Annotated in this window: 12 protein-coding genes; 9 read left to right on the top strand and 3 right to left on the bottom strand. The window is 72.2% G+C overall.

All coding sequences use genetic code 11. The features are described 5' to 3' along the window. Window positions 1–232 precede the first annotated feature (232 nt). The 4 genes from A6A29_RS31375 to A6A29_RS31360 all read left to right on the top strand — a co-directional run bounded on the left by A6A29_RS31375 (window position 233) and on the right by A6A29_RS31360 (window position 5859). Window positions 233–796 (top strand): beta-class carbonic anhydrase, encoded by a 564-nt coding sequence (locus A6A29_RS31375; protein ID WP_073725262.1) that lies wholly within the window; start codon window positions 233–235, stop codon window positions 794–796. A 220-nt stretch (window positions 797–1016) separates the two neighbouring features. Then, window positions 1017–2069, top strand: a complete 1053-nt coding sequence (locus A6A29_RS31370) for an AAA family ATPase (protein ID WP_073725261.1) — start codon at window positions 1017–1019, stop codon at window positions 2067–2069. Then, window positions 2069–3442, top strand: a complete 1374-nt coding sequence (locus A6A29_RS31365) for a DUF58 domain-containing protein (protein WP_073725260.1) — start codon at window positions 2069–2071, stop codon at window positions 3440–3442. Before A6A29_RS31370 ends, A6A29_RS31365 begins: the two co-directional genes overlap by 1 nt. Then, window positions 3439–5859: a transglutaminase TgpA family protein gene (locus A6A29_RS31360; protein WP_073725499.1), complete on the top strand. Its 2421-nt coding sequence runs from the start codon at window positions 3439–3441 to the stop codon at window positions 5857–5859. Before A6A29_RS31365 ends, A6A29_RS31360 begins: the two co-directional genes overlap by 4 nt. A 297-nt stretch (window positions 5860–6156) precedes the next feature. On the opposite strand, the gene A6A29_RS31355 is transcribed toward A6A29_RS31360, so the two are convergent. From A6A29_RS31355 to A6A29_RS31345, 3 genes are all read right to left on the bottom strand, one after another. After that, on the bottom strand, window positions 6157–6561 hold the full coding sequence (locus tag A6A29_RS31355) for a DUF3040 domain-containing protein (protein ID WP_073725259.1): 405 nt from the start codon (window positions 6559–6561) through the stop codon (window positions 6157–6159). Between the two features lie 302 nt (window positions 6562–6863). Beyond that, window positions 6864–7622 carry a methyltransferase gene (locus tag A6A29_RS31350; protein WP_073725258.1) on the bottom strand — a complete coding sequence of 253 codons (759 nt, stop codon included), beginning with the start codon at window positions 7620–7622 and terminating at the stop codon, window positions 6864–6866. A gap of 103 nt (window positions 7623–7725) precedes the next feature. Then, on the bottom strand, window positions 7726–8253 hold the full coding sequence (locus tag A6A29_RS31345) for an SAV_6107 family HEPN domain-containing protein (RefSeq protein WP_073725257.1): 528 nt from the start codon (window positions 8251–8253) through the stop codon (window positions 7726–7728). A 299-nt stretch (window positions 8254–8552) separates the two neighbouring features. Between A6A29_RS31345 and A6A29_RS31340 the strand changes: the two genes are divergently transcribed. From A6A29_RS31340 to A6A29_RS31320, 5 genes are all read left to right on the top strand, one after another. Next, window positions 8553–9296 (top strand): ATP-binding cassette domain-containing protein, encoded by a 744-nt coding sequence (locus A6A29_RS31340; protein ID WP_073725256.1) that lies wholly within the window; start codon window positions 8553–8555, stop codon window positions 9294–9296. Then, window positions 9268–11358 carry a YhgE/Pip family protein gene (locus tag A6A29_RS31335; protein ID WP_073725255.1) on the top strand — a complete coding sequence of 697 codons (2091 nt, stop codon included), beginning with the start codon at window positions 9268–9270 and terminating at the stop codon, window positions 11356–11358. Before A6A29_RS31340 ends, A6A29_RS31335 begins: the two co-directional genes overlap by 29 nt. Before the next feature lie 29 nt (window positions 11359–11387). After that, on the top strand, window positions 11388–11999 hold the full coding sequence (locus A6A29_RS31330; RefSeq protein WP_073725254.1) for a TetR/AcrR family transcriptional regulator: 612 nt from the start codon (window positions 11388–11390) through the stop codon (window positions 11997–11999). Between the two features lie 450 nt (window positions 12000–12449). Next, window positions 12450–13067, top strand: a complete 618-nt coding sequence (locus A6A29_RS31325) for a DUF4126 domain-containing protein (protein WP_073725253.1) — start codon at window positions 12450–12452, stop codon at window positions 13065–13067. 31 nt (window positions 13068–13098) lie between these two features. Beyond that, a complete protein-coding gene (locus A6A29_RS31320) occupies window positions 13099–14616 on the top strand; it encodes a phytoene desaturase family protein (RefSeq protein WP_073725497.1) in 1518 nt (505 codons plus the stop codon). Window positions 14617–14647 lie beyond the last annotated feature (31 nt).

Here is a 14647-nt window from a genome sequence, read left to right as displayed (position 1 = left end):
ATGTGCGGGGTGTGTCGGTAACTTCGCGTCACTTTAGTCCACCCTGCCATTCGATCGATTCCCGATCAACGAACCGGGCAGCGCGTCGGCCCGCCGCCCGCACACCCCGGAGCTCACCCGACCGGGCGCATCTCCATGAGGCTTGTGGGTTACCTCACAACAAGCCTCGTTGACGTTCTTTGTCCACTCTCACAGCAGGCTTCGTCCAGCTGGGAAGGCTAACGTCATCTTCATGTCGACTTCCGCGCACTCCCCCGCCGAACCCGTGACGACCGCCCCGGGCACGGCCAGTCCCGGCAGCACGGTCACCGACCGCCTGGTCGAGGCGAACGCCCGGTACGCGGACGAGTTCAGCGACCCGGGCATGGACGCACGGCCGGTGCTGCACGTCGCCGTGGTCGCCTGCATGGACGCCCGCCTCGACCTGCACGACGCGCTCGGCCTCGAACTCGGCGACTGCCACACCATCCGCAACGCGGGCGGCGTGGTCACCGACGACGTGATCCGCTCGCTCACCATCAGCCAGCGGGCACTCGGCACCCGCAGCGTCATACTCATCCACCACACCAACTGCGGCCTGGAATCGCTCACCGAGGACTTCCGGCAGGAGCTGGAGCACGAGGTCGGCCAGCGGCCGGTCTGGGCGGTGGAGGCCTACTCGGACGCCGACCAGGACGTACGCCAGTCGATGCAGCGCGTACGCACGTCGCCGTTCCTCCTGCACACCGACGACATCCGCGGCTTCGTCTTCGACGTCACCACCGGCCTGCTGCGCGAGATCCTTCCCGCTTCCTGACCCGCCCCACCCCTCCTCCGGCGGCATCAGGACACCGAAACCCCGGCAACAGCCGACATATCGCACCCACTTATCCACAGGCGAGTGACACGAAGCGGTAACGGCAACAAGAATGCGGGGGTGACATCTCCCCGGGTCCTCCGGCGCGGTGTCCGAATTTCGGGGTGGGCCGGGGCGGAAGCGCGCGCCGGCCCATGCACAAAGGGCCGAGGAGGGCCGGGTGACGACCTATGACGATCGAGCGAGCCTCACAGATCTGACCACCACAGCGGAGCGGGTGCGCCGGTCGGTGGAAGGTGTGATCGAAGGCAAGCCTGAGGTCGTACGGCTTTCGCTGACCGTGCTGCTCGCGGAAGGACATCTCCTCATCGAGGATGTCCCCGGGGTCGGCAAGACCATGCTGGCCAAGGCGCTGGCGCGGTCCATCGACTGCTCGGTGCGGCGCATTCAGTTCACACCGGATCTCCTGCCTTCGGACATCACCGGTGTGTCCATCTTCGATCAGCAGCGGCGGGACTTCGAGTTCAAACCGGGCGCCATCTTCGCCCAGATCGTGATCGGCGACGAGATCAACCGCGCCTCGCCGAAGACCCAGTCCGCGCTGCTGGAGTCGATGGAGGAGCGCCAGGTCACCATCGACGGACAGACGTACGAGCTGCCCGACCCGTTCATGGTGGTGGCCACCCAGAACCCCGTGGAGATGGAGGGCACCTACCCGCTGCCCGAGGCCCAGCGCGACCGCTTCATGGCCCGGGTCTCGATCGGTTACCCCAGCCCGGAGGCCGAGCTGCAGATGCTCGACGTGCACGGCGGCGTCTCGCCGCTGGACGACCTCCAGCCGGTGGCGCACGCCCACGACATCGTGAAGCTGATCGACGCGGTGCGCACGGTCCATGTCGCCGATTCCGTCCGCAGGTACGCGGTGGAGCTGGTCGGGGCCACCCGTAACCACCCGGATCTCAGACTCGGGGCCTCGCCGCGCGCGACCCTGCATCTGCTGCGCGCCTCGAAGGCCTCCGCCGCCCTCAGCGGGCGCGACTACGCGCTGCCGGACGATGTGCAGGCGCTCGCGACAGCGGTCCTCGCGCACCGCCTGCTGCCCACCGCGCAGGCCCAGCTGAACCGCCGCACGGCCGAACAGGTGGTGCTGGAGATCCTTCAGCGCACACCCGTGCCGACCTCGGCCGGTGGCACCGCGGCCGACGTGCGGTCCCAGCACCTGCCGGGCCGCCCGGCGTACGGCCAGCAGCAGCCCGGCGCACGGCGGCTGTGATGGCGGCCGGGGAGCCCGGTGCCGTGGAGGACGGCGACGACAAGGGCGGTCTGCGGGCGGCCCTGGGCGGGCTGACCACCCGGGGACGGTCCTTCCTCGCCGCCGGTGTGGCCGCCGCGGTCTGCGCCTATGTGCTCGGCCAGGGCGACCTGCTGCGGGTCGGGCTGCTGCTCGCCGTACTGCCGCTGCTGTGTGTGACGGTCCTCTACCGCACCCGCTACCGGGTCGCGGGCAGCCGGCGGCTGTCGCCGTCGCGGGTGCCCGCCGGTTCCGAGGCGCGGGTGCATCTGCGGATGGACAACGTGTCCGGGCTGCCCACCGGGCTCCTGATGCTCCAGGACCGGGTGCCGTACGTGCTGGGGCCGCGCCCCCGTTTCGTACTGGACCGGGTGGAGGCGGGCGGCCGGCGCGAGGTGTCCTACAAGGTCAGGTCCGACCTGCGCGGGCGCTACCCGCTGGGCCCGCTGCAACTGCGGCTCAGCGACCCCTTCGGCATGTGCGAGCTGACCCGCTCGTTCAGTGCGTACGACACCCTGATCGTGATCCCGCGTACCGAACCCCTGCCCACGCTGCGGCTCGCGGGCGAGGCGTCGGGGTACGGCGACGGACGGCAGCGCTCGCTGGCCCTGGCCGGTGAGGACGATGTCATCCCGCGCGGCTACCGGCACGGCGACGATCTGCGCCGGGTGCACTGGCGTTCCACGGCGCGCTACGGCGAGCTGATGGTGCGGCGCGAGGAACAGCCGCGGCGGGCCCGGTGCACGGTGCTGCTGGACACCCGGCAGATCGGCTATCAGGGGGCCGGGCCCGACTCGGCCTTCGAGTGGGCGGTGTCGGGCGCGGCGTCCGCGCTGGTGCACATGCTGGAGCGCGGCTTCGCGGTACGGCTGCTGACGGACAACGGGGATTCGGTGCCGGGTGAAGGCTCCGACGGGTTCGCCGGTTCGACCCAGGCGTCCGCGGACTCGGCCGGCCTGATGCTGGACACCCTCGCGGTCGTCGACCAGTCCGACGGCGGTGGCCTGTCGCGTGCCTACGACGTGCTGCGCGGCGGTGACGAAGGACTGCTGATCGCCTTCTTCGGCGATCTCGACGAGGAGCAGACGGCGGTGGCGGCCCGGATGCGGCAGCGCAGCGGCGCGGCCGTCGCCTTCGTCCTGGACAGCGGGGACTGGGTGCACGGCGGGGACGAGCGGGGCGCGGGCGCCGCCGACAAGCGGCTGCGGCTGCTGCGCGAGGCGGGCTGGATCGCGGTGCCGGTGCCCGCCGGGGCGGAACTCGCCCGGCTGTGGCAGCAGGCGGGTCAGCTGCCCGACGGCGCCCAGAGCGCCGGGAGCGGCGGTTCGACAGGTTTTTCGGGGGGATGGTCATGAGCGGGCGGACCCGGCTGGCGCTGTGCGCCTTCGCGGCGACGCTGATGGCGGCGGGCGCTCTGCTGCCACTGGTGGAGTCGGCGGGGTGGCTGTTGCAGGCAGTGGTCCTGCTCGCGATCCAGGGCGGGGCGGGCGCGCTCGTCCGCCGGGTGACGCCGGCCAGGTCGCTGACCGTGGCCGCTCAGGCGCTGGTCACGCTGTTGGTGCTGACCGTGGTGTTCGCCAGGGACCACGCACTCTTCGGTGTCCTGCCCGGACCGGAGGCGGTCGAGCGGCTCGGGGCACTGCTCGCGGCGGGCGCCGACGATGTCGGTACGTACTCCATTCCAGCACCGGCGACGGACGGCATCCGGCTGCTGCTGATCGGCGGTGTGCTGCTGATCGGGCTCGCGGTGGACGCCCTCGCGGTGACCTTCCGCAGCGCGGCACCGGCCGGGCTGCCGCTGCTCGCGCTGTACTCGGTCGCCGCCGGGCTGGCCGACGGCGGAGCGGGCTGGCTGTGGTTCCTGCTCGCCGCCTGCGGCTATCTGCTGCTCCTGCTGGCCGAGGGCCGCGACCGGCTGTCCCAGTGGGGGCGGGTCTTCGGCGGCGTCGCCCGGTCCTCGGACGGTCTGGCCGGGCTCGTCGGTTCCGGCAGCGGGGCGACGGCCCCGGTCCGCACCGGGCGGCGCATCGGCGCCATGGCACTGGGTATCGCCCTGGTCGTCCCCGCGGCCCTGCCCGCTCTCGACGGCGGTCTGCTGGGCGGTACGGGCAACGGGAACGGCAAGGGCAGCGGCGGCGGCACCATCTCCGCGGTGAATCCGCTGGTCTCGCTGCAGAACAACCTCAATCAGCCGGAGAACCGGGAGGTGATGACGTATCGCACCAACTCCGGGAACCCTCAGGACCTCTATCTGCGGATCCTGGCCCTGGACCAGTTCAACGGAAGCGAGTGGCGGTCCTCGACCCGTCGGCTCAAGGATGTGCCCGAGCGCCTCCCCGATCCCACCGGGCTGAGCCCGGACGTCGCCGTGACCGAGATCAGGACGAACATCGCGGCGTCGCGTTCGTACCAGCAGACCTATCTGCCGCTCCCCTACCCCGTGACCGAGGTCAAGGCCGGCGGGCGCTGGCGGTACGAGCCCGAGGGCCGCACCCTCGTCGGCGACGACGGCCAGACGACGCGTGGCGCGCGGTACGAGGTCGGCAGCCTGGTGGTCGAACCGACCGCGGCACAGCTCGCGGCGGCGGGCCCGCCGCCGGAGGCGCTGGCACGGGAGTACACCCGGCTGCCCGGCTCGCTGCCGGACGTGGTGGCCGAGACGGCCGGGAAGATCACGCAGGGCTCGGCCAACGACTACGAACGGGCCGTGAAACTGCAGGACTGGTTCTCCTCCTCGGGCGGCTTCATCTACGACACCACGGTCACCTCGGGGACCGGATCGGCGGCGATCGGCCGGTTCCTCAAGGACAAGCAGGGCTTCTGCGTCCACTTCTCGTTCACGATGGCCGCGATGGCCCGGACGCTGGGCATCCCGGCCCGGGTCGCGGTGGGCTTCACACCGGGCACCGTCCAGTCGAACGGGGCGTCCTCGGTCGGGCTGCGGGACGCGCACGCCTGGCCCGAGCTGTACTTCGAGGGCGTGGGCTGGACCCGGTTCGAGCCGACACCGACGCGGGGCACCACCCCCGCGTACACCCGGCCCGACGCCCCCTCGGGCGACGCGGCCAACCCGGTGCAGCCGTCCACGAGCGCCTCCGCCGCGCCGAGCGCCGCGCCGTCCGCCTCGGAGAGCTGCCCGGCACAGATGCGCCGCCAGGGTGAGTGCGGTGCCTCTGCGGCGCCGGGCTCGGTGGGCCCCACCGGGCCGGGGACCCCCGCCGGCACGGTGACCCTGATCGTTCTCGGCGCGTTGCTGGTGCTGATGCTGCCTCTGCTGCCGCTGCTCTGGCGGGTCCGTGCCCGGACCCGGCGGCTGAGCTCGTCCGGAGGGCGTACGCCCGCGGATGCCAGGGCCAGAGTCCTGGCGGCCTGGCGGGAGATCACCGATGCGGCATGGGACCACGGCATTGTGCCGGACGAGTCACTGACCCCGCGCAAGGCCGCGGCGCGCGTGGTGCGGCTGGGACGGCTCGACTCCACCGCGGCTGCCGCGGTTCACCGGGTCGCGGGGGCCGTGGAGCAGGTGCTCTACGCGCCGCAGCCCCGGCCGGCCTCCGGTCTCACCGAGGACGCCCTCACAGTACGGGCGGCTCTGCGGGCCTCCGTGGGCCGCGCCGCACGGCTCCGCGCGACGCTCGCGCCCCGCTCGGCCGTCCGGGTGGTGTGGGCTCTCACGGAGCGCCGTGCGGAGCTCGCCCGCCGCTGGGCGAACCGTCCGGGGCGTGGCCGCTGGACCCGCCGACCGCAGAGGCCGTCGCGCCGGCACGGCTGATCCGTGGTCTCCAGTGATGGGCCGGGCCCACCCCTCGCGGGCGGACCCGGCCCATCGCCACGCTCACCGCCACTCCCGCCATGCCCGCCACGCGCGCCTCGCCCAGGGCCCCGGCCCCGCCCGCCGTACACGCGACCACCCGCACTCCGGCGAGCACTGATCACCGAGCGGCGCCGGGTGCCGGACAGCGGGGATGGGTGAGGGGCGGCCGCAGAAATGCGGCCGCCCCTCACCCATCAGTGTCCAGCGTTAAGTTCTCAGCCCGATTCCGGAACGACTTCCGGGAATCGGGAGTGTCTATTGGCCCTGTTCGTCGCGGCGGCGCTGCCACCGTTGCTCGATGCGGTTCATCATCGACCGGCGCTGCCGGGGCTGTCGGCGGGTGCCGCTGCCCCCGCTCCCTGCGGCCTCCGGCTGTTGTTCGCCGGGTTTGGGCGCTTTGCGCCACCCGGTGACCGCGAGCACGGCACAGCCCAGCATGACGAGGAACCCCACCACGCTGACCCAGATCTGCTGTGCGACCATTCCGGCCATGAGGAGCGCGATACCCACCAGAAAGCCAGCGACCGCCTGGTAGACCCGTCGTCGGGTGTACCTGCGCAGCCCGCTTCCCTCAAGCGCTGTAGCGAACTTGGGATCTTCGGCGTACAGCGCTCGCTCCATCTGCTCGAGCATTCGCTGCTCGTGCTCCGAGAGCGGCACGGAGTCCTCCTCGTCGTCGGCCGCGGGGGCGACCGGTATGCGGCCCTTCCAGGATAGGCAGGGATTCGTCCCCGTGAAACCCGCCCTCTAGCGTTTAGCCACTCCGGACCGCCATGTCGGCTCGGCTGCTGAGGCGTAGATTCCCCGACAGCCGATCCGTCATGCCGGATGGTGTCACCCGATCATACGGGGCCGGAGCGCCGTACGGGGGTCCTGGGCGGTACTCCGTCTGCCGCTGCGTTGCTGATCAGCCACGCTCCGGTCGCTCCGCGGCCATGCCTCGGCCGCGACCGCGCCACCCCTCAGGCGCGCTTCTCGCCCAGAACGTGCAGCTGGGTCGCGACCGAGTGGAAGGCCGGCAGCTCGGCCACCGCTGCCTCCAGCTTGAGGAGCGCGTCCATGGCTCCCGGTTCGGTGTCCACCAGGACGCCCGGCACGAGGTCGGCGAAGACCCGTACGCCGTGGACGGCCCCGACCTCCAGGCCCGCCCCGGAGACCAGGTCGGAGAGCTGCTCGGCGGTGAACCGGCGGGGCACCGGGTCGCCCTCGCCCCAGCGGCCGGCCGGGTCGCCGAGCGCCTGCCGGGCCTCGGTGAAGTGCCCGGCGAGCGCCCTGGCCAGGACGGCCCCGCCGAGCCCGGCGGCCAGCAGGCTGAGCGCGCCGGACGGACGGAGCGCGTCGACCGCGTTCCGTACGCCCTCGGCGGGCTCGTCCACGTACTCCAGGACACCGTGGCAGAGCACCGCGTCGAAGCCGCCGCGCTCGACCACGTCGAACAGTCCGAGGATGTCGCCCTGGACTCCCCGGACACGATCGACGACCCCGGCCTCGGCGGCGCGGCGCTCCAGCGCGAAGAGCGCGTTGGGGCTGGGGTCGACGACCGTGACCCGGTGGCCGAGCCGGGCGACGGGCACCGCGAAGTTCCCGGTGCCGCCGCCGGTGTCCAGGACGTCCAGGGCGTCCCTGCCGGTCGCCTTGACCTGACGGTCGAGAGCGTCCTTGAGGACCTCCCAGACCACGGCGGTACGGAGGGAGGCGCGGGGGCGCAGCTGGTCCGACACGACAGATGACTCCTCGGCACGGTGCCGCCGCTGACGGCGGTGCGTGAACAGTGCAGGTGACTACAGGTGCTCTCCACCCTATTGCCTCGCACCGCCGTCCCGGTCACCTCACGTCGGGCCGCTCCTTCCTGGGCTGCGGGAGCACCGGCTGGAGCACCAGCAGGCGTTCGACCAGACGCAGGAACATCGCCGCGTCACGCAGCAGATCATCGGCGTCACGGTTGCTGGCCGCGCCCGGCATGCCGGCCTCCGCCCGTGCCCGGCGGAGGGCTCCGGAGGCGAACAGCGCGCTCCACTCCGTGAGTTCGGGGGCTATCTCCGGGAGGACTTCCCATGCGCTGCGAATGCGCTCCCGGCGGCGCTTGTTCGTTTCGGGGCGGCCTCGGGCGGCGAGCACGGCGGCAGCCGTGCGCAGCGCGGCGAGGTGGGCGGTGGCATACCGCTCGTTCGGCACGTCGAGAACGGCGGCCTCGTCGAGGCCGGCACGGGCCTTGGCGAGCAGATCGAGAGCGGCCGGCGGCGCCGTGGTGCGGCGCAGTACAGGGTGGACATCGCCTGCCGGACCGGTCAGTGAGGGGGCAGGGCTGACTGCGCGGCGCCGCGGGGCGGCGGCTGCGGACGAGCTGGCCATGACGAACCTCCTGCTGTCGTCGTGTGACGGCTCCGTGGCCGTATGTATCTATCGTGACGGTCCCCACTGACAATTCCGTCGAACCCACCTCCGACCTGGGCGTTCTCACCGAAGCCCGCACCGAAGCCCGCACCGAAGAAGAAAGTCACCGGCTCATGTGCGCGGGCGTCGGGCGCGCCCGCGCACAGCCCGCCGGACAGCCCACTTTTGCGTTCGAGCGCAGGTTCGGGCTAACTTTTTGCACTGACCGGTCAGTTCAAAGAGAATCGTCCGAACATCAGAGGATCAGGGGAGGGCCTGTGGACAGCCCGCACGGCGCAGCTGTCGACGCCGAGGACTTCGGACTCAAGGGACCGCGCGGCTGGGCCTTCCGGGGGGTGGACATCACCGCCGCCCCCGGAGCGCTCGTCGCGATCGAGGGACCGTCCGGATCGGGCCGCACCTGCCTGCTGCTCGCGCTCACCGGCCGGATGCGCCCCTCCGAGGGCCACGCGGAGACCGGTGGCCTGAGCCTGCCTTCCAAGGGGGCCGCCGTCCGCAGGATCAGCGCTCTGGGGCCGGTCCCCGGGGTCAGCGAGCTCGACCCCGCCTTCACCGTCGCCGAACACCTGTGGGAGCGGGCCCTGCTCCAGCGGCGCTACGGCGGTTCACTGCGCGCCCTGCTCCGCCCGCGCGCCGAGCGCGCCGCCGCGGCACGGGCCCGGATCGACGAGGCGCTGGACGCCGCCGGACTCGATCCCGCCGCCCTGCCCAAGGCCGAGCGGACCTCCGTACGGGATCTGGAGCGGCTCGAAGCACTGCGGCTGTCCGTCGCCCTGGCACTCATCGGCCGACCCCGGCTGCTCGCCGTCGACGACACCGATCTCAAGCTGTCCGACGCCGAACGCGCCGAGGCATGGGAACTGCTGCGTTCGATCGCCGCCGGCGGGACGACGGTGCTCGCCGTGTGCAGCGAGGCCCCCGAGGACGCGCTCGTCGTGCGCACCGGCACCACCACCGAGGAGAGGACGGCCGATGCGTTCGCCGAAACTGGCCGCGCTTGAACTCAAGCGGTTCGGCAGGGGGAAGCTGCCGGCGGCCGCGCTGGTGGCCCTTCTGCTGCTGCCTCTGCTGTACGGAGCCCTGTACCTCTGCTCGTTCTGGGATCCGTACGGCCGCCTCGACAAGCTGCCCGTCGCCCTGGTCAACAACGACAAGGGGGCGAGTGCCGCGGGCAAGCGCATCGCGGCGGGTGACGAGATCACCGGCAAGCTGCGGGACTCCGAGATCTTCCAGTGGCACGAGGTCAGCTCCGCCGAGGCCCACAAGGGCGTCGAGGACGGGACGTACTACCTCTCGCTGACCATGCCGTCCGACTTCAGCAGCAGGATCGCGTCGAGCAGCGGGGACTCCCCCGAGACGGGCGCCCTTCAGGTGCGGACGAACGACGCCAACAACTACATCGTCGGGCAGATCTCCCGCTCGGTGTTCTCCGAGGTGCGCACCGCCGCCTCCACGAACGCCTCACGGGGCTTCCTGGACCGGATCTTCATCAACTTCTCCGACCTCCACGGTCAGACCGAGAAGGCCGCCAAGGGTGCCGACGACCTCAAGGGCGGCATCTCCAAGGCCAAGAAGGGCTCCAAGGACCTCGCGGACGGCCTCAAGGACTCCAAGGCGGGCAGCAAGCGGCTGTCCGACGGGATCGTCACGCTCAACCAGGGCGCGAGCGACCTCGAAGCGGGCTCCCGGCAGGTCGCCGTCGGCACCCAGGCACTCGCCGACAAGGTCAACGGCATCGCCGGCGACGTCCGCCCGTTCCTGAAGGACAACGGAAAGGCGATCGGCGACACGGCCCGGCTGGTCGCCGACTCCTCGCAGACCGTACGGGACAACCTCGACCTGCTCGTGGAGGCCGCCCCCACCGCGGCCGGCGCCGCCCACACGGCCTCCGACGACCTCGCCGAGGTCTACCGCACCCGGTGCGAGGAGCAGCCGCTCCCCGACGACCCCACGGTCTGCCCGCCGCTGAAGCGGGCCAGGACCGCGGCGGCCGATGTCGCGAAGGTCGCCGACGACGTGAACGCACTGGTCACCCATCAGAACGGGGACCTCAAGAAGCTGCGCGGACAGCTGGCCACCCTTCAGGAGCAGGCCGACGCGCTCGCGAAGCGCTCACCGACCCTGGACACGGACCTGGAGTCCGCCGTCGCGAAGATCAACGCGCTCAACACCGGTGCCCACAAGGTCGCCACGGGCGCCGACGCGCTGCACACCGGACTGGGCACGGCCAAGTCCGGATCCGCCGATCTGGACACCGGTGTCGGCAAGCTCAAGACGGGCGCGGACAACCTGGACGGCGGGCTGTTCCGCCTCGGCGACGGGTCGGCGACGCTGGCCCAGGGGCTGAACGACGGCGTCGGCAAGATCCCGGACTACGACAAGAAGGACCGCGACGCGCGTACGGGCGTCATGGCCGACCCCGTGCAGCTGGCCTCCAAGTCGCTGCACGCGGCCCCGAACTACGGCACCGGGTTCGCCCCGTACTTCATCCCGCTCTCCCTCTGGGTCGGCGCGATGGTGGCGTACATGCTGATCCAGCCGCTCAACCGACGGGCGCTCGCCGCCGGAGCCTCCGCCTGGCGGATCGCCTTCGCCGGCTGGCTTCCGGTCGCCGCGATCGGCGTGCTCCAGGTCGCCGCGCTGATGTCCGTCCTGCACTGGGGCCTCGGCCTCCAGATGGCGCACGCGGCCGGGACGATCGGCTTCCTGGCCCTGGTGACCTGCTGCTTCGCCGCGATCGTGCAGTGGCTGAACGCCCGCTTCGGCGCGGCGGGGCGGATCCTCGTCCTGGCGGTGCTGATGCTCCAGCTCACCTCGGCGGGCGGGACGTACCCCGTCGAGACCAGCCCCGGTTTCTTCGGTGCGATCCACCCGTACCTGCCGATGAGCTACGTCGTCGACGCACTGCGCAGGCTGATCACCGGCGGCGGGCTCGGCCCGGTGTGGCAGGGCTGCGCGGTCCTGCTGGCCTTCACCGCGGGCGCGCTGGCCCTGACCGCCCTCTCCGCGCGACGCAAGCAGGTGTGGACCCTGGACCGGCTGCATCCGGAGCTGAGCCTGTGAGCGCGCCGGGACCTGTGAGAATCGACCGTATGGAAAGCAGTAGCACCACGCGCCGCCAGGCCACCCGGCAGAAGCTCTACGAGGCGGCGGTGACCCTCATCGCGGAGAAGGGCTTCTCCGCGACCACCGTGGACGAGATCGCCGAGCGCGCCGGGGTCGCCAAGGGCACGGTCTACTACAACTTCAAGAGCAAGACCGAACTCTTCGAGGAGCTGCTGCGCCACGGCGTCGGGCTGCTCACGGCCTCGCTGCGGTCCGCCGCCGAGGAGACCGAGGAACGCGGCGGCAGCAAGGTGGAGGCGCTGGACGCGATGATCAGGGCCGGTCTGGCCTTCATCGACCGCTACCCGGCCTTCACCCAGCTGTACGTCGCCGAGCTCTGGCGCACCAACCGTGCCTGGCAGGCCACGTTGCTGGTGGTGCGGCAGGAGGCGGTGGCCGTGGTCGAGGACGTGCTGCGGGGCGCCGTGAAGAGCGGTGAGCTGAGCGAGGAGATCGACATTCCGCTGACGGCCGCCGCGCTCGTCGGGATGGTGCTGGTGGCGGCTCTCGACTGGCAGGCGTTCCAGCCGGAACGGTCGATCGACGAGGTGCACTCGGCGCTGTCCCTGCTGCTGCACGGGCGGGTCAGCGGGCGCTGACCGGGCCGTACGCATCCCGCGGCGATGTGGCAGGCGCTGACCGGGACCGTACGCATACGGCGGCAACATGGCGGGCGCTGGGCGGAGCCGTGCGTTCCTGGCAGCCGCAGCGCACACGAAGACGCCGGTCCGGCGGAGTGCGATCGTCTCGAACTCCGCCGGACCGGCGTCTTCCGTGCTGCCGGAGAACCGTTCCCCCGTGACCCCGATCTCCCCCGTGGTCCCCCGGGCTCTCCGTCGCGCACCCCCGCTCCGTCAGGGGTGCCGCGCCGTTCCGCCGCCCCGTGTCGGCGGTCCTGGCGCCGCGCCCCTTCCGTGGTCACCACTCTGCCGTCCGCGCAGGTGGGGGCCTATCCGCGCTGCTACTCATCTCGCTCACTAGGTACGGATACTCAGAGCTGCGCACCCGGGCCCACCCCTGCCGGGCCCGCTCTGGCTACGATCGCGTCCGTGTCCGTACTCCCCCTGGTGTTCACGAGTGGCTGGGCGAGCGGGATCAACGCCTACGCGGTGGTCCTGCTCCTCGGCATCTTCGGCGCGACCGGCGTGAGCGACGAGGTGCCGGCGTCGTTGCAGCGCACCGATGTCCTCGTCGTCGCCGCCGTCCTGTTCCTGTGCGAGGCGGTGGCCGACAAGATCCCGTACGTCGACTCGGTCTGGGACACGGCGCACACCGTGATCCGGCCGCTCTCCGGAGCGGTCGTGGCGGCGCTGCTGGCCGGCGAGAGCGGTTCGCTGCCGGAGCTCGTGGCCGGGGCGGTCGGCGGTTCCACGGCGCTGCTGAGCCACCTGGTGAAGGCGGGCACCAGGATGGCGGTCAACACCTCGCCCGAACCGTTCAGCAACATCGGGGTGAGCACGGCCGAGGACCTCGGTGTCGCCGCGGTCATCACGTTCGCCATATTCCATCCGCTGGCGGCCGCCGTCATCGCCGCCGTCCTGCTGCTGCTCGGACTGCTGATACTGGTCTTCCTGGCCGCGCGGATCCGCCGGTTCCTGCGCCGCAGGGCCCAGCGCCGCGAGGAGAAACGCCTGGCCGGGGCGGGTGGGCACCGGCCTCCCGGATGAGTTGTCGGTGGCGGTCGATAAAGTCAACGGCATGGCACGAATTGCGGTGATCGGCGCCGGGACGGGCGCCATGGCGGCGGCCGCCCGGCTCGCCGTGGCAGGCCACCGGGTGACGGTGTACGAGCGCTCGGCGACGTACGGCGGCTCGGTCGGCCGGTATGCCCATGAGGGCTTCGCCTTCGACACCGGGCCGACGCTGCTTCATCTCCCCGCGGTCCAGCGCGACTTGTTCGTGAAGACCGGCAAGGAGTCCCTGGAGCAGAGCGTCACGCTGTCCCAGGTCGATCCGGCGAGCCGCCATCTCTTCGCGGACGGCACCGCGGTGTCCCTGCCCAACGCCTCGCGCTCCAAGGTGGCCGCCGCCCTGGACGGAGCGCTCGGACCCGGCTCGGGAGCCCGTTGGAGCGGCTTCCTGGACCGGGCCCGCGATGCCTGGGACCGGTCGCGGCGGCCGTTGCTGGAGGAGCCGCTGGGCCCTGACCCGCAGGCGCTCGCCCGCGACCCCTACCCCTCGGTCCGGCAGCGCCGGCTGCTGCGCGGTGCCCGGCAGGCGGGCACGGTGGCGGAGGTCGGCGCCTGGGAGCTGGCGGACCCCCGGCTGGCCGCCCTGCTCGACGGGTACGCCCTGTCGTACGGCCTCGATCCGCGCCACGCCCCGGCGGCGGCCGCCCTGTTGCCGTACATGGAGGAGACCTTCGGCAGCTGGTACATCACCGGAGGGATGCGGGAGCTGGCCCGCGCGGTGTACGAGCGGTGCCTGGCACGACGGGTGGAGTTCGTCTTCGGCGCCGAGGTGGTCCGGGTGGTCGAGAAGGACGGCCGCGCGGCGGGCGTGGAGCTGGCGGGCGGCGAGGCGGCGGAGGCCGACCGGGTGGTGCTCGGCGCCCAGCCGCGCCCCGGTCTGGTGCCGGGTCAGGAGCTGTGGGGGGACGGGGACGTGGCGGTGCGGTCACGTCCCGGGGGCGGGGACGTGCCGGGCCGGTTCGTGGTGCTGCTGTCGCTGCGCGGCGCCCGGGAGGCCGATGCCGTGCACCGGACCGTGGTGCACGCGGCGGACGGGGCGGCGGAGCTCGACGCGGTGTTCCGGGGCCGGATCGCCGAACGGCCCACGGTCACGGTGCTGCGTCCCGACGATCCCTCGACCCGCCCGGACGAGGCGCACGAGGCGGTGACGCTGATGGCGACGGTGGCGCCGCAGGGCCCGGTCGACTGGACGGACGCGGCGCTGCGCGAGCGGTATGCCGACACACTGATCTCGTCGGCCGCGAAGGCCGTTCCCGGTCTGCGGGAGCGGATCCTGCACCGGGAGGTGCGTACGCCCGCCGAGACCGCCGCCGAGACGGGAGCCGAGGGAGGGGCGGTGCCCGCGCCCGCGCTGGCCGGGGCCGGGGGCGCGTATCTGCGTCCGGCGAACCGCACCCGGCTGCCGGGACTGTATCTGGCGGGCGGCTGGTCGCATCCGGGCGGCGGGCTGGCGCACGCCGGGATGTCGGGGACGCTCGTCGCCGGACTCATCGTGGAGGGCGACGACTTCCGCGGCTCCCGCTGAACGGCTGAACGAAAGGATCGGCGGCCGGAGG

Source organism: Streptomyces sp. TSRI0281 (assembly GCF_001905125.1).
In the GTDB taxonomy this organism is placed as follows: Bacteria; Actinomycetota; Actinomycetes; order Streptomycetales; family Streptomycetaceae; genus Streptomyces.
The sequence above is the reverse complement of the archived record's forward strand: the minus strand, read 5'-3'. Positions and strand labels throughout refer to the sequence as shown.